Source organism: Pseudarthrobacter lactosi, assembly GCF_055412785.1.
In genome coordinates this window covers 371,337-397,313 of sequence record NZ_JBVAYS010000003.1, presented here as the reverse complement: position 1 = coordinate 397,313, position 25,977 = coordinate 371,337, and the positions used below count along the sequence as shown (strand labels likewise).

The window sequence follows — 25,977 nt, the reverse complement described above, 5'->3', positions numbered from 1 at the left end:
TTGGTGGGTGGACCTAGCGGCGGCTAGAGCTGTGTGAAAGCGGCGACGGCGGGATCGGAACCGATGCGCGCGCCCCGCTCGAGGGCGGTGATGGAAGCGAGTTCGTCGTCGGTCAGTGTCAGGGACGCGGCAGCGAAGTTTTCGCGGATCCGGGACGGGTTGACCGACTTGGGGATGACGATGGTGCCGGCGGCAAGGTGCCAGGCAAGGACCACCTGCGCGGTGGTGGCGTTGTTGGCCTGCGCGACAGCGGTGACAGCGTTTCCGTTGAGGTCGCCACCCTGGCCCAGCGGGCTGTAGGCCTCCACAGCAATCCCGAGGGAGCGGCTCTTGGCGGCAAGTTCGGCCTGCTGATAGCTGGGGTGCAGCTCGATCTGGTTTACGGCGGGCACTACGTCCGTGGATTCGAGCAGGGTGTCCAGGTGGTCGGAGAGGAAGTTCGAGACGCCGATGGCGCGGATCTCCTTGGCCGCATACAGCGCCTCCAGTTCCTTCCATGCCTGGACGTAGAGCCCCTGCGACGGAACCGGCCAGTGGATGAGATAGAGGTCCACGAAGTCCAGACCCAGCGCCTCGCGGGTGTCCGCGAATGCGTCCCGGGCCCGGCCCTGGTCGCCGTTGCGGAGCTTGGTGGTCACGAAGATTTCCTCGCGCGGAAGGCCTGAGGCGGCGATGGCAGCTCCCACACCTGCTTCGTTGCGGTAGCCGGCGGCGGTGTCGATGTGGCGGTAGCCGGCTGCGAGGGCATCCTCGACGACCCGCTGGGTGTCTTCCGGCGGGACCTGGAAAACGCCGAAGCCGAGCTGGGGGATGGTGACGCCGTTATTCAGCGAGATTTCTGACATGGGGGACTCCTCGTAGTGCTGAACGGTGGTTCCTGGCGCGGGATGGCCGGCCAGAAACCGCTTTCGGGAATTGCTCCGGTACGAGCCTATGTACTTTCGCGCCGATAGTCAGTCCTTGACCATGTCCCTGTTTTTCCTAGGACTGGCAGTCCTACCTTCGTTGTAGAGCGTGGCTGCCGGGGCGTGCAGAATAGGGGCATGGGTCAGAGTGCCGAGTTCGGAAAATTCCTGAAGGCCATGCGGTCCCGGCTGAGTCCGGAAGACGCGGGGGCCGAAGCCACCTCGGGTGCGCGCCGGGTTCCGGGCCTCCGGCGTGAGGAGGTGGCCAGGCTTGCAGGTGTCAGCACGGATTACTACATCCGCCTGGAGCAGGGGCGGAACATCCACCCGTCGCGCTCGGTGCTTGACTCAGTGTCCCGCGCCCTTCGGCTGGACACGGGCCAACACGCGCACATGCTTGACCTCCTGGAAAACTGCGCCGCCAGTCCGCGGTCACCCGGACCGGCGCAGGCAGTGCGGCCAGCCCTGCGGCAGCTCCTGGAGGCGGTGGGGGACATCCCGGCCATGGTGCTGGGCCGTCGGACCGACGTGCTGACGGGCAACCGGATGGCCTACCTGTTGTTCACCGATTTTCGGGAACTGCCGGCGCACGAACGCAACCTGACACGGTGGCTGGTCCTCGATCCCGGTGCCCGGGAACTCTTCCGCGACTGGAAAACCGTGGCCGCGGATGCGGCCGGTGCCCTCCGCGTGGATGTCGGCCGGCACCCCAACGACCCGGAGGCCAACCAGTTGGTCGGCGAACTCGCCGTCCACAGCGAGCATTTCCGGCAATGGTGGGCAGGGCACCGGGTGGCCACACGGTCCGCCGGCAGCGTACGGCTCCATCATCCCGCCGTCGGAGACCTGGAACTGAACTTTGAAAACCTGGTCCTTTCGGACGATCCGGACCAGACGCTGAGGGTATATTCCGCAAAACCGGGCTCGCCGTCGTCGGACGCCTTGGCGCTGCTGAGCCTTGGCCTCGATGCCGGGACCGGCTCCGCAGTGGCCCGTCCGGGCACAACCCTGGACTCGGAGGCACTCCCTCCGGCCACCGCCGAAAGCTGACGGCTCTGCCGTTAGTGCGCCACCGGCGGGCTGTGCGTCTGCCCAGCTGACAACGCTGATTCTAGCCAGCAGTCCATGGGACCGTCTGCGGGTTTTTCCTAGGCTGGAGTGACGAACTTTTCACACCCAAGGATGGTCTCAACGATGAAACGCATCGCCCTGCTCAACGAACGCCAGGCCACTGCCGCCAGCCACTCGGCCAGAAATACTCAGGCCGAGACCGGTTCACACTGCCCGGCTTCCGGCCTCTGGAGCCCGGAAGCCGACCCCCACACGGTCCTTTCGTTTTTCGAGGGCCATGTTTTTCCGGCATTCGACGGCGCACCCACCGTCTGGCGCCGGCGCGCCGCAGGCGTTTCCTCCTCCAACTGAAGCCAAAGAGTGATGGCCGCGTCCAAAGGACGCGGCCATCACTGTTCAGACCCTGGAAAGGTCAGCCTTCGTGGCGGAAACCGAGCTTGATCCGCACCTGCCAGTCGGCAACTTTGCCGTCTTCGAGGTGACCGCGGATTTCCTTGACCTCGAACCAGTCAAGGTTGCGCAGCGTCTTGGAGGCCTCGGCGATCCCGTTACGGACTGCCTCGTCCACGCCTTGTTCGGAGGTACCGACAATTTCAGTAATGCTGTACGTGTGGTTGGACAACTTCGCTCCTCGTGATCGCCTTCGATTCCCGGTTGCGGGCCGTCCTTGAACACTAGTGGCACTTCTCAGGCGTGGCCAGACCCAATATTTCGGAGTGGATGCTGGTCAGGGCGCCTCGAGCACCAGGTTCTTGAGGTCATCCAGGGTCTGTTGCATGTGCAGGTCCATGGCTTCCCGCGACCGGCTCGGATCCCGTGATTCCAGCGCCTCGGCAATGTTCTGGTGGTGCCCGATGGCGTGCTCCTGGATGGCGGGCACGGCCGACGTTTCGGCCCGGCGCTTTTCCAGCACCCGGTGCAGCGGCGCGAAAAGGACCGCCACAAAAACGTTCTCCGAAGCGCGCAGGATCAGGTCATGGAATGCCAGGTCAGCCTCCACAAACGCGGCCAAGTCATTGACCTCATGGGCGGCCCGCATCGCCGCCACATGGCTGAAAAGTGCTTGGATGTCCGCGTCGCTGATTCGGGCTGCCGCGAGTTCGCACGCCCCGGTTTCCAGCATCCGGCGCAGTTCGATGAGCTGCACGGAGGCGGCGGCTTCGTTCTGGCCCTCCGACGCTGCGCGCAGGACTGCTTCCAGCGACGCCCACCGGTTCAGCGGGTTAACGAACGTGCCGCGGCCGCGTTCCACGCTGAGGATCCGCTGTGCTTCCAGGGTTTTCATGGCCTCGCGCACGGTCATCCGGCTCACCTCGTGTTTGGCGCTGAGTTCAAGCTCTCCAGGCACGCTGGATCCGGCCGGAAACTCCCCGGCAATGATCCGGTCCAGGAGCTCGTCTGCAACAACGCCGACCAGTGATTTCCGTGCCATATGTCCCCCTTGCGGCCTCGCCAGATATGTCAGACAAGTCTACTTGCGCGTTTCTATGTCCTGTGCCACACTATTTTCAAATGTAAGATGTCAGACATCTTACAGTTACGTCAATACTTAGAGATTTCCACACAACGGAGTGCACTGTGACGCTTGAAGCAGACATCCTGGCCGCTTTCCCGGCCGAAGTCCGGATTTCCGCCCGCCTTGTTGCGGACGCCGTCGCCGCGTCCAGCGCGGAGAACCCCCGGATGCTCGTAGTGCTCGACGACGACCCCACCGGAACGCAGTCCGTGGCGGATCTGCCCGTGCTCACCCGCTGGGAAGTGGAGGACTTCATCTGGGCCTTTGGCCAAGCGAAGCCCGCCGTATACGTGCTGACCAACACCCGCAGCCTGGACCCCGCTGAAGCCGCAGCCCGCAACGAGGAAGTGGTCCGTAACGCCCTGTCCGCCGCCGGTTCCGCAGATGCCAGTTCCGGTTCGGGCAGTGCCGGTTCGAGCCTGCGACTCGGGTTTGTGAGCCGCAGCGACTCCACCCTCCGCGGCCACTACCCGCTGGAGCCCGACGTTATCGCCGCCACCGTTGCTGACGCCAGCGGAGAAGCCACCGACTGCGTTGTGCTGGTGCCGGCGTTCCCCGACGCCGGCCGCGTGACCATCGGCGGCGTGCACTACATGCGCGGCACCGGGGACGATGCCGGCAAGCTCACCCCCGTGGCTGAGACCGAATTCGCCAAGGATGCAAGCTTCGGCTTCGCAAACTCTGACCTGAAGAAGTACGTGGAGGAGAAGTCGCGGGGACGATTCGCCGCGGAATCCGTGATTGTCCTTGACCTGAACATCATCCGCGCGGGAGCCTCCAGCGACGGTACCGACGGCGATCCGCAGGTCACCGCCAAGGCCATCGCCGACGCGATCCAGCCCGCCACGGACTCCACGCCGATCGTCGCTGACATCGTCACCGAGAACGACCTCCGCGCCCTGTCCCTGGGCCTGGAAGAAGCCGAACGGCGCGGCAAGAAGCTCCTCTACCGCGTGGGACCGCCGTTTGTCCGCGCCCGGATCGGCCAGGAAATCCGGGCCGAACTCACCGGCGCCGAAGCCTACGCCGGCAACACCCCGTCCGAGGCAGGAGGCCTGATCGTGGTGGGCTCCCACGTAGGCGTCACCACCCGCCAGCTCAAGGCCCTCACCGAGCAGCACAGCGCCGCACGGATTGTCGAGATCGACGTCGAGAAGCTGCTTGCCGCCGAAACCGAAGCAGCTGCGGACGCCTACCTGGACCAGACCGTCGGCACCGTCGTGGAGGCGCTCCACGGGGGAGACGTGATCGTCCACACCAGCCGCCTGCTGATCAAGACTGACAACCCCGCCGAAAGCCTGCGGATCGCGCGAACGGTGTCCGCCGCCGTCGTCGCCGTGGTGAACCGGACCCTCAAGACCTTCCCGCCTCGATTCGTCATCGCCAAGGGTGGCATCACGTCCTCCGACGTCGCCGCCCACGGCCTGGAAATCCGCCACGCCATTGTCCGCGGCCCCATGCTGCCGGGCATCGTCTCGCTCTGGGAGCCGGTGGACGGCCCCGCCAAGGGCATCCCGTACATCGTGTTCGCCGGCAACGTGGGCGATGACCAGTCCCTCGCCGCCGTCACCCGCAAGCTCAGCAACACTTTCTGATCCCGCCAGTATTCAAAGGAGAACACCATGACCAGCACCTACACCATCACCGTCCTGGGCCTCGGCGCCATGGGCCTGCCCATGGCCACGCGCCTGGCCAGCGAGCTCACCGTCCACGGCTTCGACATCGCCGAGCCGCGCCTGAAGCTCGCCGAAGAAGCCGGCATCCGCACCTTCGCCTCCGCCCGGGAAGCATCCAAGGGCGCTGACGCCCTGCTCCTGGCGGTCCGGAATGGCGAGCAACTCAACGACGTCCTCTTCGGCGAGGACGGTGTGGCCTCCGTGCTGGAGCCGGGCGCCGTTGTCATCCTCGGCAGCACCGTGGGCACAGAAGCGATCCCCGCCACGGTCGCCAAACTGGCCGAGTACGGTGTTGAGCTCGTGGACGCGCCGTTGTCCGGCGGACCCCAACGGGCCGGCGAAGGCGACCTGCTGATCGTGGTGGGCGCTTCCCCGGAAGCCCAGGAGAAGGCCCGTCCGGCCCTCGAACTGCTCGCCTCGACGCTCACCGTGGTGGGTGACAAGCCCGGCGACGGCCAGGCCCTGAAGACCGTCAACCAGCTCCTCTGCGGCGTCCACATCGCCGCTGCCGCCGAGGCCCTGGCGCTGGCCGACGCCTTGGGCCTGGACCAGGAGAAGACCCTCAAAGCCCTCGAAGCGGGTGCCGCGGGTTCGTTTATGCTCTCCAACCGCGGCCCCCGGATCCTTGAGGCCTACACCGAGGAAGGCGCCGAGGTCCTGTCCCGTCTGGACATCTTCGTCAAGGACATGGGCATCGTGGGCAAAGCCACCCGCGCCGCAGGCCTGGCAGCCCCCGTTGCCGCCGCGGCCGAGCAGCTGTACCTCCTGGGCCAGGCCCAGGGCCTCGCCGCCGCCGATGACTCCGCCGTCATCAAGGTTGTCGCGCCCACCAAGCGCACCGCCTAAGCGCTTTCGCCCTAAGCACGCCGGCTAAAGCACCCCCTAAAAACGTACGACGACGGCGGTCCCCCCTCCGCCGTCGTCGTATCTTCCAGCGTTCCCCAATAGAAACAGTTAGCGCCTGATTGCCCGTCTTCTGGAAGACTGGCTCGTCAAAGGAGACACCGTCATGAACCACCTGATGAACCCCCTGATAGTGCGGGCGGCCGACGCCCCCGCCATCAAACCGGCAGTAGAACTTGGCACTCCACTGCTCCTCACCATCGCAGCGATCGGCATCGCCGTCCTACTGGTGATGATCATCCGCTTCAAGATCCAGGCCTTCGTGGCCCTGCTGACCGTGAGCATCGCCGTGGCCGTAGCCTCGCAGATCCCGCTGAAGGACGTCTTCACCGTCGTCGCCACTGGTGTGGGCGGAACCATGGGCAAGGTGGCCCTGCTCATCGCGCTCGGCGCCGTCCTTGGCCGGATGATCGAGGTTTCCGGCGGCGTCCAGTCGCTGGCCGCGCACTTCACCGAGAAGCTTGGCGCCAAGCGCGTCGCGGTGGCGCTCACCGCCGTCGGCTTCCTGGTGGCCATTCCGGTGTTCTTCGAGGTGGGCATCATTGTGCTCGTCCCGATCGTCTACGCTTTTGCGAAGATCGCCAACGTGCACCCGGTCAAGTTCGGCCTGCCGATGGCGGGCATTATGCTCTCCATCCACGTCGCCGTGCCGCCCCACCCGGGCATTGTGGCCGGCGCCGGCGTGTTCGGCGCCGACATCGGGCTCATCACGCTGATCTCCCTGCTCATCTGCATCCCGCTCGGGTTCCTGTCCTACTGGGTTGCCAGCATCATGAACCGCAAGGAATACGAACTCCTCCCCGGTGTCAAGGCCCAGGTGGACGAATTCGGTTCCGACTCCCTGGTCAAGGTTGGCCACGAAGGCCCCGGCGCGGTAGGCATCGCCCCGCCGCGTCCGGCCCTGATCATCTTCCTCATCGCTGCCCCGATCGTGCAGATCCTCATCGGTACCCTGGGCACGCTCACCATTCCCAAGGACAACTCCTGGTACGGCCTCGCTGCGTTCATCGGCAACCCGTTCTTCGCCCTGCTGGTGGCCGTGGCCCTGTCCTTCTTCCTGCTGGCGGTCCGCCGCAACTGGTCCCTGAAGGAAACCGGCGAGATCTTCGAAGGCGCACTGCCTCCCATCGCATCAATCCTGATGGTTGTCGCGGCCGGCGGCGTGTTCGGTGAAGTCCTGCGGACCTCCGGCATCGGTGCCGCGCTGTCCCAGACGCTGGACCACCTGGGCCTGCCGGTGATTGTGCTTGGCTTCGTGATCTCCCTGGCACTGCGTGCAGCCCAGGGTTCGGCAACCGTCGCCATCGTCACCACCACCGGCCTGCTGACCTCCGCCGTCATGGAAGGCGGTTACTCGCCCGCCCAGATCGCCGTGATCGTTATTGCGATCGGCTTCGGCTCGCTTGGCCTGTCCCACGTGACCGACGCCGGCTTCTGGACCGTGGTGCGCTACTACGGCCTCACAGTCTCGGATGGCCTCAAGACCTGGACCGTCCTCACCACCGTCCTGGGCGTGGCCGGCTTCCTCCTGACCTTCGTGGCCTGGATCCTGGTGGGAGGCCTGAGCGTCTGATGCGCACCCGACTCGACCACCTGGTCACCTCCGCCCTCCAGCAGGGCTCTGCCGTTCCCGCGTTCACCTGCTACGACTTCACCACCGCCCTGGCTGTGGTGGGCGCGGCAGAGGACGCCGGCCACGGGGTCATCCTGCTGGTGGCCCCCAGAACGGCCGCCACGCCCAACGGCCTGCGGCTGATCGCCGCGCTCCGCGGCCTGGCAGACGCAGCATCCGTTCCCGTGGCGGTCCAGCTGGACCACGCCACCGACGTGAAAGTGATGGCCGACGCCGTCGCCGCGGGGGCGGATTCGGTCCTCGCGGACGGCTCCTCCCTGCCGTTTGAGGACAACATTGCGCTGGTCCGTGAGGCGCGCTCTGCGTTGGGTGCCGGCGTCGTGCTTGAAGCGGAACTCGGCGGTCTGGCCGGCGACGAGGACCGTGCCTTTGGTGCGGATGAAGCCGGTGTTGCAGTGGCCGGGCTGACCGACTCCGCCCAGGTGGAGGACTTTGTGGCCCGGACCGGCGCGGAACTGCTGGCTGTGGCGGTGGGCAACGTCCATGGCAAGTACAAGGGGGAGCCGCAGCTTCGCTGGGATGTCCTGCAGGACATTGCCGTGCGGACGCACATCCCGCTGGTGCTCCACGGCGCGTCCGGCATTCCGGCGGGGGAGCTGGTCAAGGCCGCCGCGATGAACGTGGGCAAGGTGAATTTCAATACCGAGCTCCGCACGGGCGTGCTGTCCACGCTCCAGGAGCAGCTTCCGGCACACCGGGCCGACGGCGAAAACCTCCAGGGCCTGCTGGGCCACTGGAACACCTCGGCCAGGGAATTCGCCACGTCGGCCCTGGGCATGCTCACCCGCTGAGGGTGGTACCGGCCGGTGTCCGGAAGGGAGGCTAGGATCAGCACATGATCCTGGCCTCCCTGCTTTTTGCCTTCCTCGCCGCCGCGCTCCACGTGTACATCTTCACCATGGAGTCCCTCACGTGGACCACCCCGGCCACCTGGAAACGCTTCGGCCTCGCCTCCCAGGCCGACGCCGAGACCACCAAACCCCTCGCCTACAACCAGGGCTTCTACAACCTGTTCCTGGCTATCGGCGCGTTCATCGGAGTGGGCTGCCTGGCCCTTGGCGCCGACGGTTCGCCGCAGCACCTGGTCGGCTGGACGCTGATCTTCAGCTGCTGCGGGTCCATGCTGCTCGCCGCCGCAGTGCTGGCACTCAGCGGGAAAAAGTATCTCCGCCCCGCGGTGGCGCAAGGCGCGACGCCGTTGCTCGCCGTCGTGCTTGGGTCGCTGGCCGTTATTGGCTGACTGACTGCGGAACCGACTACTGCCGAGGCGACGCACTACCTGTTTTCCGGCCCGGAGAACACTTTTCTCGCCGGGAGCACATCGCGGGCGGACAATTGAGTCAACAGCAGCATCGGCGCTTGTAGGGACTGCACATGAGTGGTGCGAAGGGGCTGGCCCCGCACAGTGAACAGGCGGTCCAGCGCGACCTGGTGATCGACCTTGTCCGGTTCTTCTGCCTGGCCCTGGTGGTGGTGGGTCACTGCATGATGGTCAGCCCAGTCCTCCAAAGGAACGGCACCGTGACCTCCGAAAACACCCTCGGCGATCAGCCGTGGTTCGTGCCCGTCATCTGGATTTTTATGGTCATGCCGCTCTTCTTCGTGACAGGCGGCACCACCGGGCTTCAGTCCTGGCAGCGGCTGCAGGCCCTTGGCGGCACCGGCTTCGAGTTTGCCCAGGCACGGCTTTTGCGGCTGGTCCGTCCGGCGGCGGCCCTCCTGGCGGTAATGTTCCTGGGCCTTTCGGCTGCGCTCCTGTTCGGTGTGGATCCCCAGGTGGTCCAGCTGATGGCCACCGGAGCCGGCATGCCCCTGTGGTTCCTCGCCGCCTACCTGGCAGCCCAGCTCAACATCCCGCTCCTGGCCCGGTTCCACAGCCGTGCGCCCTGGCTGACCGTTGCCGTCCTGGCAGCCCTGGTGGTGGCCGTGGACTGCTTCCGCGGGGCCCTCCCCATGCTCGCCTACGCAAATCTTGTCTTCCTGTGGTGCGCCGTGCAGCAGCTCGGTTTCCTGATGGCCGACGGTCACCTCGCCAGGCTGTCGCGGTCCGGCCTGGTGGGGATCATCCTGGCGGCCAACCTGCTGCTCGGGCTGATCACCGGCCTGGGCCTTTACTCCGGAAACATGCTGGTCAACCTCAACCCGCCCAACCTGTGCCTGCTGCTCCTGGGCGTGTCCCAGGCCGCCGTGCTGCAGCTTTTCCGGCCGGTGCTGGGCTGGGTTTCCGGCGTCCGCTGGGTGCGTGCCGTGGTGATGGTTGCCGGCCGCCGCTCCATGACCGTGTACCTCTGGCACCTGCCGCTGCTCGTGGCCATGTCCGGACTCCTGCTCCTCACAGATTTCCCCAAACCCGCGGCAGGCACCGCTGAATGGTGGTGGGCCCGCCCACTCGTCTTCCTGGGGGTTGTGGCCCTCCTGCTCCCGGTGCTGGGCGCGTTCGGTCGCCTTGAGGAACGTCCGACGGCGTCTGTCCACACCCGCGGCAGGCCCGCCGCCGCGGTGGTGACGGCCGCCGTCGTCGTCTTCATTCCGGTGGCGGACGCTGCCCTGAACGGCCTGACGCTGGGACTGCTCGGAGGCGGCGCGGCATGCTTTGTGATGGCCGTCCTGTTGCTGGGCAGGATGCCGGAACGCGTTCCGGGCGATGTCGGTGCCGAACGGGCCGCCCACCACGGACGGCAGCCGGATGGGCCATTGCCAGCCGGGCCAAGTAGTGCCAGTGTCGAACCATGACTGAGAACATGATTTCCACCGAGGACCAGTTCAGCCCTGACGTCTCGCTCTCCAGGGATGACGAGCACCACTTCTACGCGTTGCGGGTGGGCGGGAAGATCGCGGTCCAGTCCTTCTTCCGGGACCTGCCCGGACATGTGGATTTCCTCCATACCGACACCGCCGAAGACTTCAAGGGCCAGGGCCTGGGCAAGGTGCTGGCTCACTTCGCGCTCGACGACGTGGTGGCTTCGGGTAAGCGGATCATCCCGCATTGCCCCTTCATCGCCGGGTACCTCCGCAAACATGAGGGCGGCTACGAACAGCACATCGACTGGCCGGACGACTAGCGCGAACGGTCCTATAAGCCCCCGCCCACCTGCTAACCGCAACGCGGGGTCACTTCTTGCCCGATAACGGGACTTTATCGGGCAAGAAGTGACCCCGCGTGGCTTGGTTCCGGGCAGGGCGTGCGGAGTATTTTGCACCCGATCAGTGACGAGGGCCAGTCAATGACGCGTTCCCGCCTTGAGAAAGCCCGTATTCCCGCAGCTTAAGATAAATAAGTCACTAAAGTTTGACGAAAAGGTTCACCTAAGTAAGGCTTACCTTGCTAAAGACAACCCCACCGTCGAACTAAGGATGACCACTGTGCCGCTGCTGCCCCGTGTTGATGAGATGTATGTGGACGAAAATCGGGTGAGGGAAACCCTGCCTGGGCAGGATTTCGGCTCCCGCGTGGAACTGGCCCTCGCTGCCACCAACCATCTGTTCAACACCAGGAACTCCACCCGGTACGTGGCGCAGGTGCTGCAGGGCGTCAACGCCGTGGCCACCAAGCTGGACCGCACCACCCGGCCGTTCACCGGTGTCGGGCCTGCCGAAATGAAGGCGCGCATCGGCGCCGTTGACCTGGACCAGCCGCTCCCGGACACCGCCGCGGCCCTGGAGGAGCTTGAGACCGTCTACCTCCGAGACGCCATCTACTTCCACGATGCCAAGTACGCGGCCCACCTGAACTGCCCGGTGGTGATCCCGGCGCTGGTAGGGGAAGCCATCCTGTCCGCGGTGAACTCGTCGATGGACACCTGGGACCAGAGCGCCGGGGCCACCATGATCGAGCGCCGGCTCATCGACTGGACCGCCGAACGGCTGCAGCTGGGGGCTGCAGCCGACGGCGTATTCACCTCCGGCGGAAGCCAGTCAAACCTGCAGGCACTGCTGATCGCGCGCAACCACGCCGTTGCCGGGCTGCGGCAGGAGCCGGCCAACGCCGGACTCCGGCTGCCTGCCTTACTGGAAAAACTGCGCATTTTCACGTCAGCGGACAGCCACTTCAGCATCCAGAAGTCCGCGTCCATGCTGGGCATGGGCTTCGACGCCGTCATCTCCGTCCCCTGCACCGCGGACCACAAGATGGACCCGGCAGCGCTTGCCGGGGCCATGGCGGAAACGCACGACGCCGGGCTGGTGCCGATGGCGGTTGTGGCCACCGCCGGGACTACCGACTTCGGTGCGGTGGACCTGCTCGCGGACCTCGCCGCCCTGTCACGCGCCTACGGTGCCTGGTTCCACGTTGATGCGGCTTACGGCGGCGGACTGATGGTTTCCGGCCGCTACCGCCACCTGCTGGACGGGACCCGCCTGGCCGATTCCGTCACCGTGGACTTCCACAAAACGTTCTTCCAGCCCGTCAGTTCCAGCGCCCTGCTGGTCCGCGACCGCGCCATGCTCCAGCACGTCACCTACTACGCGGACTACCTGAACCCGGAAAGCGCCGCCCTGGCCGAGATCCCCAACCAGGTGGACAAAAGCATCCAGACCACCCGGCGCTTTGACGCACTCAAGCTGTGGCTGACCCTGCGCATCATGGGCGCGGATGCCATTGGCGCCCTGTTTGATGAAGCGATCGATCTCGCCGCGCGCGTGGGATCCGTGCTGGCCGCCGACGATGACTTTGAGCTCGCCACCGCTCCGCAGCTCAGCACGCTGGTCTTCCGGTACCGGCCCCGGGTCTCCGGTACTGAACTCAGCGGTACTGAACTCACCGGCGCTGCGTCCGACGCTCACGGGCGGCTGTCCGAGGACGCGGCCGACACCCTCAACCCGGCCATCCGCGCGGCGGTCTTCGCGTCTGGGCAGGCCGTGGTGGCCGGCACCAAGGTAGCCGGCAGGCACTACCTGAAGTTCACCCTCCTCAATGCCGAAGCAACCCTGGAGGACATCAACCAGATCATCAAACTGCTGCGCCGCACCGGCTCGCAGCTGCTGGCCAGCGACAATGCCAGCCCCAGCACCAGCGAGGTGTCCGCATGAGCACCCCGGACTTTAACAGTTCTGCAGAAGCGCGCATTTTCGACTTCGCCGGGATCGGCGTCGGGCCTTTCAACCTGGGCCTCGCCGCCCTTAGCGAGCCGGTGGACGGGCTGGACGGCGTCTTCCTGGAACAACGGGAATCCTTCGACTGGCACCCCGGCATGATGCTGGAGCCGGCCCATCTCCAGGTACCGTTTATGGCGGACCTGGTGACGCTGGCCGACCCCACCTCGCCGTATTCGTTCCTGAATTTCCTCAAGCAGACCGGCCGCCTCTACCGGTTCTATATCCGCGAAAACTTCTATCCGCTGCGCGCGGAGTACAACCAGTACTGCCAGTGGGTGGCCGGCCAGCTGCGGTCCGTCCGTTTTAGCACAGCTGTGCTGGATGTAACGTACGACGCCGGCGTGTACCGCCTTGCGGTAGAAGGTCCGGACGGGCCCGAGGTGCTGCTGGCGCGGCGGCTGGTGCTGGGCACCGGCACCTCGCCGTACGTGCCGGCGGCCTGTGACGGAATAGTCGAAGCGGCCGCCAACGGCGGGGGACTTGTCCTCCACAACGCCGATTACCTGTCGAGGAAGAGTGAACTGCAGGCCAAACGCAGCATCACCATCGTGGGCAGCGGCCAGAGCGCCGCGGAAATCTACTACGAGCTCCTGCAGGACATGGACACCTACGGCTACCAGCTGAACTGGGCCACCCGATCCGGGCGTTTCTTCCCGCTGGAATACACCAAGCTCACCCTGGAGATGACGTCGCCGGAGTACGTGGATTACTTCCATGGGCTGCCTCAGGACCAGCGCGACGGCCTCATCAAGAGCCAGAAGAACCTCTACAAAGGCATCAACTCCGAGCTGATCGACGCCATCTATGACCTCCTGTACACCAAGAGCCTCTCCGGCATGGTGGACACCCAGCTCATGACCCACTCATCGCTCACCGGTGCCGTGTGGGATCCAGCCGCAGGCGCCCACACCCTGCAGCTCCGGCACGAGGAGCAGGGCTCCGATTATGTGCTGGACAGCGAGGCCGTGGTCCTGGCCACCGGCTACACCTACCGGGAACCGGAATTCCTTGCCGGCATCCAGGACCGGATCGCCAGGGACACCGCCGGCCGGTTCGCCGTGGCACGCAACTACAGCACCGGCGTCGAACCCGGCGAAATCTTCGTCCAGAATGCCGAACTGCACACGCACGGCTTTGTCACCCCGGACCTCGGCATGGCCGCCTACCGCAACTCGTGCATCCTGCGTGAGATCACCGGCCGCGAGGTCTATCGCGTGGAGCGCAGCATCGCGTTCCAGCAGTTCGGCCCGCCGGGTGGCCTGCCCGAATCTGCCGAAAGGCTCGCAACCGGAAAAGCAGGGGTGTCAGCATGAGCTTCACGTTCCGCTGTGTTGACGCCGTTGCCGACGCACCCCTCCTCCACAGCTGGGTGACCCAGCCGTACGCGTCGTTCTGGGGGATGCTGTCCTCCACAGTGGAGGGCGTGGTGGAGGAGTACTCGAAAATCCAGGCAACGGGGCATCACCATGCCTTGCTGGGGATCAACGACGACGGCATCCCCGCCTTCCTGATGGAGGAATACCTTCCGGCCGCCTCGCCGCTGGCCGCGGTCTATGCCGTGCAGGAGGGTGACATTGGCATGCACCTGCTGGTGGCGCCGCCGTCGGGAGATCCCCAACCGGGGTACACGTCCGCGGTGATGGACGCCGTGCTGGAGCGGCTGTTCGAAAAACCGGGAGTGGAACGCGTGGTGGTGGAACCGGACGCCAGGAACTCCAAGATCCATGTGCTCAACGAGCGGCTGGGCTTCCAGCCGGCGGGGGTAGTCAACCTGCCGGACAAGGAAGCGCTGCTCAGCTTCTGCACACGCCAGGACTACCTCGCCGCCCGCGCGGCCCTGCGCCACCCCCAAGACCTTTCCGCCCCGATCCACCAGGGAGCATCACTGTGACCACCATCGAGCTCAACCCCGCCGCTGTCATTGACGCCGCGGACGATTTTGACACCGCCGCGGACCGGCCGGACAGCACCGCCAACACCGTTCCCCACCTCGCACCCGAGCGCTGGGCCACGGCCAACCGCCACCTGGTCCGCAAGGCACTCGCCGAATTCCTGCACGAACGCATCCTGGAGCCGCAGCGCCTACGCTCCGGCGGGGGTACCGCAGGTCAGGAGGAGCCCGCGGTGTACGTGGTCCGCAGCGATGACGGCTCAACGGCATACTCATTTACCGCCCGCGTCCTGGAGCTGGAGCACTGGTCCGTGGACGCCGGTTCCATCCGCTGCACGCGCGGCGGCGAGGATGCCGCCCCCGATGCCCTGCGTTTTATCACCGAGTTCAAGGACACCCTGGGGATCCGCGACGAGATGCTTCCGGTCTACCTTGAGGAGATCAGCAGCACGTTGGCCGGCCACTCCTACAAACAATGGCTGGGGCAGCCGTCAGCAGAAGAACTCGTGGCAGGAGTCACCGGCGGAACAGACCCCGCAGCCGACTTCCAGGCCATCGAACGCAGCATGACGGAGGGCCACCCGTGTTTTGTGGCCAACAACGGCCGGCTGGGCTTCGGCATCAGCGACTACCGGGCGTTCGCGCCGGAGACCGGAGCCCCCGTCCGCCTGGAGTGGATCGGGGTCCACCGTACCAAGGCTGTCTTCACCGCCAGCGCAGGACTGGACTACCGCGCCCACCTGGAGGCCGAGCTCGGCGCCGCTGCGCTGCATTCCTTCGACGCCGAATTCGCGGACCAGGGCGTTGACCCCGCACAGTACTTCCTGATGCCGGTGCATCCCTGGCAGTGGGAGAACAAGCTCACCGTCACGTTCGCGGCCGAGATCGCCCAGCAGCACATCATCCACCTGGGGACGGGAACTGACAGCTACCAGGCCCAGCAGTCCATCCGCACGTTCTTCAACACGGACGCCCCGGCAAAGAGCTACGTCAAGACGGCGATGTCCGTCCTGAACATGGGCTTTATGCGTGGACTCTCGCCCCAGTACATGAAGGCAACCCCCGCCATCAATGACTGGCTGCAGGACCTGATCCGGTCAGACGCGGCCCTGCAGAAGCGCGGCCTGGCCATGATCAGCGAGATCGCTGCGATCGGCTACCACAACAGTTACTACGAGGCCGCGTCCGCCAAAGGCTCGCCCTACGGGAAGATGCTGTCTGCGCTGTGGAGGGAAAGTCCGCTCCCTCTGCTGGAGGACGGCCAGCAGCTGGCAACCATGGCGTCCCTGCTGCACGTCGATTCGGCCGGCAAGCCGATGGTGTCTGCCCTGATGGAGCGCTCCGGGCTAGAACCCGTCGAATGGCTGCGCCGCTACTTCGAGGCTTACCTCGTCCCGCTGGTCCACTGCCTCTACCGGTACGAACTCGCTTTTATGCCGCACGGCGAGAACGTGATCCTGGTGCTGGAGGACGGCGTCCCAGTACGGGCCGTTATGAAGGACATCGCCGAGGAAATCGTGGTGATGGGGCGCCGGCTGGACCTGCCCGAGGAGGTGTCACGGATCCAGGTGGACATTCCCGACACCGAAAAGGTGCTGGCCATCTTCACGGATGTGTTCGACTGCATCTTCCGCTTCCTCGGTGCCCTGCTGGTGGAGGACGGGAAACTCAGCGAGGAGGAGTTCTGGGGCACGGCCGCCCGGGTTATCCAGGACTACCAGGCTGAGAACCCGGAGCTCGCGGACCAGTTCGCCCGCCACGACCTGTTCGCGGCGGACTTCGAACTGTCGTGCCTGAACCGGCTGCAGCTGCGGAACAACCAGCAGATGCTTGACCTCACGGACCCGTCCGGCGGGCTGCAGATGGCAGGCCGGCTCGCCAACCCGCTCGCCAGGTTCGCTTAGCGCCCGCTGAACCGCCCTTGATGAAGCGCGAACGTACAGTTGGCGCCCCGCGGCGAGGGCCCCAACTGTACGTTCGCGCTGTGTTGTGAGCTCGGCGGTCGAAGTCAGCTGAGCTCGTCCACCTTGCGCTCCAGCACCGCGCGCTCGGCGGCATTCGCGCAAAGGGCAAGGGCCTGCAGGAGTGCGGTCCGTGCGTCGTCACGCCGGCCGAGCCGGGTGAGCAGCTCGCCGCGGACCGCGGGGAGCAGGTGCGTGCCCGCCAGTTCGCCGCGCGCGGCGATGGCCTCCACCAGTTGCAGCCCGTGCGCCGGGCCGGAGGCCATCGCGACCGCGACCGCTCGGTTGAGTTCGATGACAGGAGACGGGGCGAGCCGGCCCAGGGCTTCGTAGAGAATGACAATCCGCGGCCAGTCCGTTTCGGCAACCGACTGGGCCACCGCGTGGCACTCGGCGATGGACGCTTGGAGCCCGTAAGTCCCCAGACCGCGGGCGGACCCTGCCGCCCTGGCGAGGGCTGCACGTCCGCGCCGGATCGCGGCCTGGTCCCACCGCCGTCGGTCCTGGTCTTCCAGAAGCACCGGGCGCCCGGACGTGTCGAGCCGGGCCGGGAACCGCGCGGCGGTGAGTTCCATAAGCGCAATCAGCCCGAACACCTCGGGCTCCGGCGAGATCCGCACCAGCACTCGGGCCAGGCGGCGGGCTTCGCCGGCTAGGTCCGTACGGATCCACTCGGCGCCGCCCGACGCGAAGGAGCCCTCCGTGAAGATCAGGTAGATAACCTGAAGGACAGACCCGAGCCGTTCAGCCCGCTCGCGCGGTTCGGGGACCGCGAACGGCACCTGCGCAGCGGCCAGCGTCTTCTTGGCGCGGGTGATGCGAGCCTGGATGGTGGCCACCGGCACCAGGAAAGCCTTGGCGATCTCCTCGCTGGCCAGGCCGCCCACCACTCGCAGCGTCAAAGCGATCCGGGCCTCCTTGGACAGCACCGGATGGCAGGAGATGAACATCAGTGACAGTACGTCGTCGTCGATCGCAGCGGGGTCGAAAAGTGCATCCGCTCCGGGTTCTTCCGCCGAAAGATCGCGGGCCAGCAGCCCGTACTTTTCGTCCCTGGCGGCCCGCCGCCGGAAGGTGTCAATCGCGCGACGGCGGCCGGTGGTGAGCAGCCATCCCGCCGGTTGGGCAGGTATCCCGTCGACGGACCAGGAGACGAGGGCCTCGGCGAGTGCCTCCTGCGCGAGGTCCTCGGCCAAGGGGAAGTCACCTGTATAGCGGGCCAGGGCGCCGACGATGCGGGCAGACTCCATCCGCCACACCGCCTCGACGGCGCCCCGCGCCTCAGCACCGCTCATTACCGGTCAGACCTGTCGGTCACAGCTGCAGGTCCGGGCTGCCGTTCAGAGCTGCCCGGTCTGCTCACGCCAGGCGCGTTCCTTCTGGATCCATTCGTTGTCCTGCGGGAACTCGTCGATGGTGGGCACACGGCGGATTTCGGTTTTGGTGCCGGCCGTCATCGGGGCCCGCTTGGCCCACTCGATGGCTTCCTGCTTCGACGCCACATCGAGGAGGTAGAAGCCACCGAACAATTCCTTGGTTTCGCCGTAGGGGCCGTCGGTGACCACGGGTGTTTCGCCGGTGAAGTCGACCACAACGCCCTCCTTCGGGTCGTCGAGGCCTTCGGCCGCCAACAGGACGCCTGCATGGATCAGCTCGTCGTTGAACTTGCCCATGGCGTTCATGGCTTCTGTGAAGTCGACGTTCGTGAACTCCGCGAGTGACTCGTCGGTTGCCCGCATGATCAGCATGTACTTTGCCATTTCGCACTCCTTGGTTATGGAAGGTCGCCCTTCGACCTTCTCACCCATAGGTCGAACGGCGCGAGGCCGGATCGACACAACATGAAAATTTTTCCGTAGTCTGGGGCGCATGGAGACTCCCACCACAGCGCTCGTAACAGGTGCAACCGCAGGCTTGGGGGCGGAGTTCGCCCGCCAACTCGCGCAGGAAGGCCACCACATGGTGTTGGTGGCCCGCGACGCCGCCCGGCTCCAGCAGATCGCCGAAGAACTGGAGCGTGATTACAGCGTTTCCACGGAGGTGCTGTCTGCAGACCTGACGGACGACGCCGGCGTGGCTGCCGTCGTCGGGCGCCTCACGGACGCCGCGCGGCCGGTAGAAGTCCTGGTCAACAACGCGGGGATCGGGCTCCTGCATTCCTTCGAAAACAATTCCTTGGACGACGAGAAACGGCACCTGCGGCTGCACGTGGCGACCCCCATGGAGCTTTGCCATGCCGCCCTGCAGGGGATGCTTGAACGGCATTCCGGCCGGATCATCAACGTGGCCAGCGTGGCGGCTTTCGCCAACCGCGGCAGCTACTCGGCTGCGAAAGCCTGGCAGGTCAGCTTCAGCCGCTGGGCCAACCTTGCCTATGGACCGAAGGGCGTGCATGTCACGGCGTTGTGCCCCGGATTCACGCACACCGAATTCCATGACCGGATGGGCATGGACAAGTCGGTCGCCCCGCACTGGATGTGGCTGCGGGCGGACTGGGTGGTCCGGGACGGACTGGCGGACAACGCCCGCGGGAAGGGCGTTTCGATCCCCACCAAACGCTACAAACTGGTGGCTGCCATCTCACGCGTACTGCCGGCACGGTTTACCTCCGGGCCGCCGCGGCGTCCGAAGCAGTAGTTTTCCGTGGGGCGCGCACAGCCACCACCACCGCGATACCGATCACGGCGCCCACGAAGGTCTCCACCGCGCGCTCCGTGACCAGGAGGCCCGGGTCCGCGGGCGCGGCAAGCTGCGTCATCAGCAGGATCACCGGAGTGAAAAAGACCATGGCCCAGCCGTAGTGCCGCGCCATGAACAGTTCGGTGGGGAACTGGAACGCGATCACCAGCAGCGCCAGCACGGCGGCGGTGTGGCCGGGGAAATACTGCAGCGGAGAGAGCGGCCCCGGGAAAAGTACGACGGCGACCAGCGCCAACCCGACGAACGTCCCCACGATGCGGTGGATGCCGCGGTGGACGCGGCTGGGCAGGTCGGCTCCGGCGAGGGGAACAGCGGCCGCGGCCATCGCCCAGTGCGGGTGTCCGCTGCCGCTCAGCACCCCGCAGGCGCCGGCGGCACCGACGGCCAGGACATAGCGGGCGGCGTGCACCAGCGCGGCCTGCCGGAGTTCACCGTTGAGACGCGGAACGTCCCGCATGGCGCCAGCCTGCCAGGCACGTACCCGCAGCCAGCCGGCGAAGCCCACGAGGATTGAGAATGCAGCCGAGGCGGCACCGATCAGCACGGCCGTCAGGAACGGAACGCTTGTCGGGACCGAGGCGCAGGCGCCTAACGCGAGGATGCCGAAGAACGGTCCGTTCGGCTTGAGCCGCACCTTGTCGGAGAACAGGGACCCGACGCCGGCCAGCAAGGCCTCCACCAGCACCAGCCACCAGGAGTGGATGTGGTTGACGGACAGGAACACGCCTACCGTGATGCCGCTGACCAGGACCACTGCCGCCTGGGCCTGGTGCTTGAGGCGCAGCTGATGGGATTCCGAGCGCCCGTACATGCCCGTCAAGGCACCGAATACTGCGTACATGGTGAGCTCGGGGCGGCCGATGGCCAGGAGTACCAGCGATGGCACTGCCACGCTGAGGGCAACCCGTACGGCCGAGAGCCGGTCGTTGTGCGCCGGACCCAGGACGTGCATGGTGCGGGCATGGGCCATGACTCTGCGCACCGCCAACACCACCTATCCTTCAGACTCTTGTTCGAAAATTAGCAGACGCCCGGACTGGCCACCATTAGCTGGGTCACAGGGCGTCGCGTAGGCCGGGCGGATCAAAGCCCGTCCGGCCGGGCCGGATCAGGGCGGGTCGGGCACGGCTAAGGCCCGCCCTTCGTGCTTCCCCCCAAGGGAAGCGCGTAGGACGGGCCTTTGAGCGCGGGCTACAAGACGGCCCAGTCAGGCCGGTTTGTTGTGCGGTGCTTAGGCTCCGGCAGGAACCTTGGCGGCCGCGGCATCGGTGACGTCCTGGGATTCGAACGGCATGTCGGCCAGGTTGATCAGAGGGTTCTCGTCCTGGGTGGCAACCAGTTCCTTGGCCTCCGCCTGGGTGTCCACGCTGGGCATGGAGCCGGGCAGCGGACGCTTGGCTGATTCCTTCAGGAAGTAGATGGCCACAGCCCCGATGGCTGAAGTCACCATGAGGTAGTACGCCGGCATCATGTCATTGCCGGTGGCCTTGATCAGCGCAGCAACGATGAACGGGGTGGTGCCCCCGAAGATGGCAACGGCGAAGTTGTAGGCGATACCCATGGCGCTGTACCTGTTGGCTGTCGGGAACTGCGCAGGCAATGCCGACGCGAGGTTCGCAACATAGAACGTCACGGGGAAGGCGATCAGCGAGAGGCCTGCCAGCGTGGACCACACCTCACCAACACCGATGAGCAGGAAGGCCGGCGTAGCCAGCACCACGGTGCTGATGGCGCCGATCCACAGGACCGGACGGCGGCCGATGCGGTCGGACAACTTGCCCGTCAGCGGGATGCACAACGCCATGATGACCAGCACGGGGATGGTCAGGAGCGTGCCGTGGACCTCGTCGTAGCCCTTGGACTCGGTGAGGTACGTGGGCATGTAGGACGTCAGGGCGTAACCGGCGGTGTTGGCAGCGGCGACAAGGATCATCGCCACGAGGAGTGAGCGCCAATAAGCCTTGACGATTCCGACCGGAGTCTTGGCGGCGTCCACGTCAGCTGCTGCTGCTGCGGCGGCCTGTCCGATGGATTCCTGCGCGTCCAGGGTGGCCTGGAACTGAGGGGATTCCTCGATCTTGTTCCGGAAGTAGATCGCGATGAGGCCCAACGGACCTGCAATCAGGAATGGAATGCGCCAGCCCCATTCCTCCATGGTGCTCTGGCCGAGGGTCAGCTGCAGGACGGAAACCAGTGCCGCACCCAGGGCAAATCCGAGGTAGCTGCCCATGTCCAGGAAGCTTGCAAAGAATCCACGGCGCTTGTCCGGAGCGTATTCGCTGACGAACGTGGTGGCGCCGGCGTATTCACCGCCGGTGGAGAAGCCCTGTATGAGCTTCAGGATTACCAGCAGTGCCGCGGCCCAGATGCCGATCTGCGCGTATCCGGGCAGGAGTCCGACGGCGAACGTGCTCGCCGCCATGATCATGAGTGTTGCGGCGAGGACCTTTTGGCGCCCGATCTTGTCGCCGAGCCAGCCGAACACGATGCCGCCGAGTGGACGGGCGATGAACGTGGCGGCGAAGGTTCCAAGCAGGAACAGCGTCTGGACGGACTTGTCGGCTTCGGGAAGGAAGACGGGTCCCATGGTGGTGATCAGGTAGCCGAACACGCCGACGTCGAACCATTCCATGGTGTTACCCACGATGGTTCCGCCGAGCGCCTTCTTAAGCATGGGCTGGTTGACCACGTTCACGTCGGACTCTTTGAGTCGGCGACGCGAAAGGATCTTAGGTTTCCGCGCACTTGTTGGCGCGGTAGGTCGTGCGTTGTTGGGTCCTGCATCGTTGGGTCGGCCGGCGTTGTTCACGCCTGCTGAAGAGTCGGTCGTGCTTCGGTCTGTGGGCATTTGGGCGACTCCTATGGAGGTCATTTGCTTGCGACTTGTAGCTGCCCCGCTCTGGGCAGGCCTTCAATTTTACGCGGTTTCCGTGGCAATTGAGAGTTTCATGCCGTAAAGTTCCCTCCTTAGAGAGCGTTTCCACTGGTTTTGAGCGATTTCTTTTGGCGGGTCTCGCCCCGTCGTTACTGGGATTCTGGCGATTCGGGCTCATCGTTATCGAATCTTTTGTTCCGGACGCATTTTCGGGACCATTTTTCCCCTGAATCACGCGGAAAAGTGACAGCCGCCACGGCCGTCCGGGCTGCGGTCCTGCCTGCCTTGCAGACCGTCATCCGGCCCCACGTAGAGGCCGGAAGCCGGGGGTTCACAACCGAGCCTGAAACTGCCTATTGTTGAGCCATGGGAACACTGATTCTTGAGTAGGCGGACGCCTGCGGCCTGGTACCACCGGCCCCGTCCAGCTGATCTCGTCAGACACACTGATTCTCCTCAGAAAGGTTCCACCAAATGACTGAAAACAACACTCCCAGCCAGCCCGACTCCGCGCAGGACGAGGCCGACGAAAAGGGCATCCGGGCCGGACTCACCGACGCACAGCGGGCCATGCTCGCCAGCAAATCCCGGGGCGGCGACGCCGGGCTGCAGAGCGTCGGCAAGAGCCACAAGCCCACGCATGCCAGCGGCAAGCAGGGCCCGGCGGAGAAGAAGGTCCGCTGGTAATTCCAGCGCCGGCACAGCACGCCAGACCTACTATTGGTAACCACTTCATTTCATTGCGGAAGGAAGAAAAAATGGCTGAAAAACATGCTGGAGAAAAGATCGAACCGGAGGTCGCGGGCCATCTCGCGGCAGCCATGGACACCCCGTCCATGCCGGACCCGGCCACCATTGCGGTGACTACTGCCATGGCAGGCGAACGCCAGTGGCCGGACGGCAACGGCAAGCGCCGGCACCCCAAAGAGCGGGGTACAGGCCACGGCCGCATGGGGCAGGAAACTGCAGTCACGGCCGTGCACCGCACCGGCCGCCCCCAGATGCCGCACTCGTCCTAGGCACAATCCCGCTGACGACGCGGATCTAACCTGACGACACAGAAACGGCTTGACGACACCCGAATTCGGGTGTCGTCAAGCCGTTTCGGTGTCCCAGGAAAATTTGCGCGTCATGGGCGAGCCGTGGCTACCCCTCCGGCACTACTTCGTCCGGGGACTTGTCCAGCCGCCAGCCCCTCCACACCGGATGCCTGAGCTTGCCGCTGCCCGTCCATTCCCCGAAAGTCACCTCGCCCACCATCCGGGGCGTCACCCAATGGGCATCCGAGGCGTCCTCGTGGGGAACGTCGTCGAACGGTGACGTCTTGCGCGCCAGATCGTCCACCTTCCGCCGGAGTTCCTCCAGTTCGCGCATGCTGAACCCGCTGCCCACCCGGCCCACATAGCGCAGCTTGTTGCCCTCGGGGATGCCCACCAGCAGCGAACCTACCGAACTTTGCCGCCCGCCTTTGCCCGGCCGCCAGCCACCCACCACCACTTCCTGCGTCTGCTCCAGCTTGATTTTGATCCACGTCCGGGTCCGTTGCCCGCTGACGTAGCGGCTGTCGGTCCGCTTGGCCATCACGCCCTCGAGGCCCAGTTCCTGTGCGCTGTCCAGGATGTGCTCGATCCTCTCGTCCAGGATGGTGGACAGCTCCACGGGAGACTCCGACGGGCGATGGAACTCCTCCAACCGCTGCCGCCGCTTCGCGAAAGGCAGCCGGCGGAGGTCCTCGCCGCCGTCAGACAGGAGGTCAAAAAGCATGAGCCGGACCGGAATCGCTGCGCGGGCCCTTGCGACGTCGCCGGGCCGGGTCAGCTTCATGCGTCCCTGGAGCAGCCCGAAGTCGGGCTTCCCGGAACGCCCGACGGCGATGATCTCACCGTCCGCGACGAACGGCCTCGCCGGCCAGCAGGCCCGGTCCGTCAGCTCCGGGTAGGTTGCGGTGACATCAATGCCGTTGCGGCTGAAGATACGGACCTTCTTTTCGTCCGCGACCAGCAGGGCACGCACACCGTCCCACTTCAGCTCAAACTGCCAGTCGCTGCCGTGGAGGTCGGCGGCGGTGCCCGCAGTGGCCATCATGGGACTGAAATCCTCCGCGCGACGTGGCGGGGAAGGCGTGGCTGCGGCCGGGGCAACTGCGGCGGCCGGCTCAGTCCTGGAAGTGCCGTCCGCCGAATCACCCGCCGCCGAATCACCCGCCGCGGAATCCGCCGTCGAAGCATCGTCCGGTTCCTCCGCCGGTTCATCTTCCATGTGGGCCCGCCGCGGATGGAACGTGTGGTGGTCCTTGTCCATCAGGTGGATGAGCCATTGCCCTTCGGCGTCCTTGCCCTGCCCGCGGCCGGTGTGGATGAGGGCGAACTTCCTGGTGCCGCCGAGGCCCCCGCCCTCAGAGCCCGTCAGGGTGGCGATGACCTCCCGGCCGTTGATCCATTTCTCCAGTTCATACGTGCCGTGGTCCCAGATGGTGACTTCACCGGCGCCGTATTGGCCTTTGGGAATGGTGCCCGCAAAAGTGGCATAGTCCAGGGGGTGGTCCTCGGTCTGGACCGCCAGGTGGTTCTTGCCACCGGATTCCGGGACGCCTTTCGGCAGGGCCCAGGACACCAGCACGCCCTCGTGCTCCAGCCGGAAGTCGAAGTGCAGCCTGCTCGCGTGGTGCTCTTGGATCACAAAGGTGTCGCCGTTTCCGGAAGCGCCGGAGAACGGTTCCGGCGTCGCGTGGGGGTCCCGCATCGACCGGTACCGCTCCAGACGGGTGTGCGCGCCGCCGTCGTCCGTCTTCCCGTCTGGGGAGCCATGGTCCCCGGCGTCCCCCGGGTGCCCGGCACCGCGGCCGACGGCGGCAAAGGCGTCCTTGCCCGCTTTCACCCGGCGCAGCACGGCGTTGTAGTCGAGGTGCTGGAGCTTGGGGGAGCCGATCTCCTGCCAGGTCCGCGGGGCGGCCACCGTGGGGGTGAGCCGGCCGCGCAGGGAGTACGGCACGATGGTGGTTTTGGCGGCGCTGTTCTGGCTCCAGTCCACCAGAACCTTGCCTTTGCGCAATGTCTTTTTCATGTCGCTGACGGCAAGATCCGGGTGGTCCGCTTCCAGCGCGCGGGCCAATTCGTGGGCAAAATCCGAGATCTGATCGGAGGTCTGGGTGCCGTCAAGGCCGGCATAGAGGTGAATGCCCTTGCTGCCACTGGTCACCGGCACAGGTTCCAGGCCCACGTCCTGCAGGATGGCCCTCGCCAGGAACGCCACCTCGGCGCATTCCGCCAGGCCTGCGCCCTCGCCGGGATCGAGGTCCAGGACCAGGCGGTCCGGATTGAGCTGCCTGCCGTGGGAGTCCACTTGCCACTGGGGGACGTGGATTTCCAGGGAATTGATCTGGCCGAACCAGGTGAGCGTGGCGGGATCGTTCACCATCGGGTAGTAGATGGTCCGGTCCTTGTGCTTGATGGCAGCCCGGGGGAGCCAGCCGGGCGCTGAATCCTCCAGGTTCTTCTGGAAGAACACTTCGCCGGGCTGCCCGGCGGTGCCCACGCCGTTGACCCACCGCTTGCGCGTGGCGGGCCGGTTGGCCGCTGCGGGAATCAGGACATGGGCCACGGCGGCATAGTAGGCCAGGACGTCGGCCTTGGTAGTGCCGGTCTCCGGGTAGATGATTTTGTCCAGGTTGGTGAGGGTCAGTTCCCGGCCCGCCACCCTGACACGCTCCTTAGGACCGGCCATGGGTCTTCACCTCCGGCCCCGCGTGATGT

Annotated in this window: 24 protein-coding genes; 16 read left to right on the top strand and 8 right to left on the bottom strand. The window is 65.7% G+C overall.

The genetic code is table 11. The features are described 5' to 3' along the window. Positions 1-23: 23 nt before the first annotated feature. The gene (locus ACZY0Q_RS15365; RefSeq protein ID WP_463918128.1) at positions 24-845 is read right to left on the bottom strand and encodes an aldo/keto reductase; all 822 of its coding nucleotides are present in this window, start codon (positions 843-845) and stop codon (positions 24-26) included. 198 nt (positions 846-1,043) lie between these two features. On the opposite strand from ACZY0Q_RS15365, the gene ACZY0Q_RS15360 reads away from it, so the two are divergent. Beyond that, positions 1,044-1,955 carry a helix-turn-helix domain-containing protein gene (locus ACZY0Q_RS15360; protein ID WP_463918126.1) on the top strand — a complete coding sequence of 304 codons (912 nt, stop codon included), beginning with the start codon at positions 1,044-1,046 and terminating at the stop codon, positions 1,953-1,955. Positions 1,956-2,099: 144 nt separating this feature from the next. Beyond that, positions 2,100-2,327, top strand: coding sequence for a hypothetical protein (locus ACZY0Q_RS15355; protein WP_463918124.1), 228 nt, complete (start codon positions 2,100-2,102; stop codon positions 2,325-2,327). Positions 2,328-2,388: 61 nt separating this feature from the next. On the opposite strand, the gene ACZY0Q_RS15350 is transcribed toward ACZY0Q_RS15355, so the two are convergent. Together ACZY0Q_RS15350 and ACZY0Q_RS15345 are read right to left on the bottom strand one after the other, a co-directional pair. After that, positions 2,389-2,598 carry a dodecin gene (locus ACZY0Q_RS15350; protein WP_463918122.1) on the bottom strand — a complete coding sequence of 70 codons (210 nt, stop codon included), beginning with the start codon at positions 2,596-2,598 and terminating at the stop codon, positions 2,389-2,391. 105 nt (positions 2,599-2,703) lie between these two features. Then, positions 2,704-3,408, bottom strand: a complete 705-nt coding sequence (locus tag ACZY0Q_RS15345; RefSeq protein WP_463918120.1) for a FadR/GntR family transcriptional regulator — start codon at positions 3,406-3,408, stop codon at positions 2,704-2,706. Positions 3,409-3,554: 146 nt separating this feature from the next. Between ACZY0Q_RS15345 and ACZY0Q_RS15340 the strand changes: the two genes are divergently transcribed. The 11 genes from ACZY0Q_RS15340 (at position 3,555) to ACZY0Q_RS15290 (ending at position 16,593) form a co-directional block, all read left to right on the top strand. Next, positions 3,555-5,087, top strand: a complete 1,533-nt coding sequence (locus ACZY0Q_RS15340; protein WP_463918119.1) for a four-carbon acid sugar kinase family protein — start codon at positions 3,555-3,557, stop codon at positions 5,085-5,087. 27 nt (positions 5,088-5,114) lie between these two features. Next, positions 5,115-6,014 (top strand): NAD(P)-dependent oxidoreductase, encoded by a 900-nt coding sequence (locus ACZY0Q_RS15335; protein WP_463918118.1) that lies wholly within the window; start codon positions 5,115-5,117, stop codon positions 6,012-6,014. A gap of 163 nt (positions 6,015-6,177) precedes the next feature. Continuing rightward, complete coding sequence (locus tag ACZY0Q_RS15330) at positions 6,178-7,644, top strand: GntP family transporter (RefSeq protein WP_463918116.1); 1,467 nt, start codon at positions 6,178-6,180, stop codon at positions 7,642-7,644. Next, the gene (locus ACZY0Q_RS15325) at positions 7,644-8,495 is read left to right on the top strand and encodes a class II fructose-bisphosphate aldolase (RefSeq protein WP_463918115.1); all 852 of its coding nucleotides are present in this window, start codon (positions 7,644-7,646) and stop codon (positions 8,493-8,495) included. Before ACZY0Q_RS15330 ends, ACZY0Q_RS15325 begins: the two co-directional genes overlap by 1 nt. Positions 8,496-8,539: 44 nt before the next feature. Further along, positions 8,540-8,944, top strand: coding sequence for a DUF1304 domain-containing protein (locus tag ACZY0Q_RS15320; RefSeq protein WP_463918114.1), 405 nt, complete (start codon positions 8,540-8,542; stop codon positions 8,942-8,944). 134 nt (positions 8,945-9,078) lie between these two features. Further along, positions 9,079-10,437, top strand: coding sequence for an acyltransferase family protein (locus tag ACZY0Q_RS15315; RefSeq protein WP_463918112.1), 1,359 nt, complete (start codon positions 9,079-9,081; stop codon positions 10,435-10,437). Continuing rightward, a complete protein-coding gene (locus ACZY0Q_RS15310) occupies positions 10,434-10,766 on the top strand; it encodes a GNAT family N-acetyltransferase (RefSeq protein WP_463918111.1) in 333 nt (110 codons plus the stop codon). Before ACZY0Q_RS15315 ends, ACZY0Q_RS15310 begins: the two co-directional genes overlap by 4 nt. Before the next feature lie 328 nt (positions 10,767-11,094). Next, a complete protein-coding gene (locus ACZY0Q_RS15305; protein WP_463918671.1) occupies positions 11,095-12,732 on the top strand; it encodes a pyridoxal phosphate-dependent decarboxylase family protein in 1,638 nt (545 codons plus the stop codon). After that, positions 12,729-14,111: a lysine N(6)-hydroxylase/L-ornithine N(5)-oxygenase family protein gene (locus ACZY0Q_RS15300; protein WP_463918110.1), complete on the top strand. Its 1,383-nt coding sequence runs from the start codon at positions 12,729-12,731 to the stop codon at positions 14,109-14,111. Before ACZY0Q_RS15305 ends, ACZY0Q_RS15300 begins: the two co-directional genes overlap by 4 nt. After that, positions 14,108-14,689, top strand: coding sequence for a GNAT family N-acetyltransferase (locus tag ACZY0Q_RS15295; protein WP_463918109.1), 582 nt, complete (start codon positions 14,108-14,110; stop codon positions 14,687-14,689). The genes ACZY0Q_RS15300 and ACZY0Q_RS15295 overlap by 4 nt, the downstream gene beginning before the upstream one ends. Positions 14,690-14,718: 29 nt before the next feature. Then, complete coding sequence (locus ACZY0Q_RS15290) at positions 14,719-16,593, top strand: IucA/IucC family protein (RefSeq protein WP_463918670.1); 1,875 nt, start codon at positions 14,719-14,721, stop codon at positions 16,591-16,593. A gap of 104 nt (positions 16,594-16,697) precedes the next feature. Here the strand turns inward: ACZY0Q_RS15290 and ACZY0Q_RS15285 are convergent, their stop codons facing one another. Together ACZY0Q_RS15285 and ACZY0Q_RS15280 are read right to left on the bottom strand one after the other, a co-directional pair. After that, on the bottom strand, positions 16,698-17,945 hold the full coding sequence (locus tag ACZY0Q_RS15285) for an RNA polymerase sigma factor (protein ID WP_463918107.1): 1,248 nt from the start codon (positions 17,943-17,945) through the stop codon (positions 16,698-16,700). Between the two features lie 45 nt (positions 17,946-17,990). After that, on the bottom strand, positions 17,991-18,410 hold the full coding sequence (locus ACZY0Q_RS15280) for a YciI family protein (RefSeq protein WP_463918105.1): 420 nt from the start codon (positions 18,408-18,410) through the stop codon (positions 17,991-17,993). Between the two features lie 109 nt (positions 18,411-18,519). Between ACZY0Q_RS15280 and ACZY0Q_RS15275 the strand changes: the two genes are divergently transcribed. After that, complete coding sequence (locus ACZY0Q_RS15275; protein ID WP_463918103.1) at positions 18,520-19,287, top strand: SDR family NAD(P)-dependent oxidoreductase; 768 nt, start codon at positions 18,520-18,522, stop codon at positions 19,285-19,287. Here ACZY0Q_RS15275 and ACZY0Q_RS15270 read toward each other — a convergent pair. Together ACZY0Q_RS15270 and ACZY0Q_RS15265 are read right to left on the bottom strand one after the other, a co-directional pair. Then, on the bottom strand, positions 19,253-20,341 hold the full coding sequence (locus tag ACZY0Q_RS15270; RefSeq protein ID WP_463918101.1) for an FUSC family protein: 1,089 nt from the start codon (positions 20,339-20,341) through the stop codon (positions 19,253-19,255). The two genes, ACZY0Q_RS15275 and ACZY0Q_RS15270, sit on opposite strands and share 35 nt — an antisense overlap. 240 nt (positions 20,342-20,581) lie before the next feature. Continuing rightward, positions 20,582-22,198, bottom strand: coding sequence for an MFS transporter (locus ACZY0Q_RS15265; RefSeq protein ID WP_463918099.1), 1,617 nt, complete (start codon positions 22,196-22,198; stop codon positions 20,582-20,584). 501 nt (positions 22,199-22,699) lie between these two features. Here ACZY0Q_RS15265 and ACZY0Q_RS15260 point away from each other — a divergent pair. Both ACZY0Q_RS15260 and ACZY0Q_RS15255 read left to right on the top strand, forming a co-directional pair. Beyond that, a complete protein-coding gene (locus tag ACZY0Q_RS15260; protein ID WP_463918097.1) occupies positions 22,700-22,912 on the top strand; it encodes a hypothetical protein in 213 nt (70 codons plus the stop codon). A gap of 71 nt (positions 22,913-22,983) precedes the next feature. After that, the gene (locus ACZY0Q_RS15255) at positions 22,984-23,244 is read left to right on the top strand and encodes a hypothetical protein (RefSeq protein WP_463918096.1); all 261 of its coding nucleotides are present in this window, start codon (positions 22,984-22,986) and stop codon (positions 23,242-23,244) included. A gap of 127 nt (positions 23,245-23,371) precedes the next feature. Here ACZY0Q_RS15255 and ACZY0Q_RS15250 read toward each other — a convergent pair whose 3' ends face one another. After that, on the bottom strand, positions 23,372-25,948 hold the full coding sequence (locus ACZY0Q_RS15250) for an ATP-dependent DNA ligase (protein ID WP_463918094.1): 2,577 nt from the start codon (positions 25,946-25,948) through the stop codon (positions 23,372-23,374). Between the last annotated feature and the right edge of the window lie 29 nt (positions 25,949-25,977).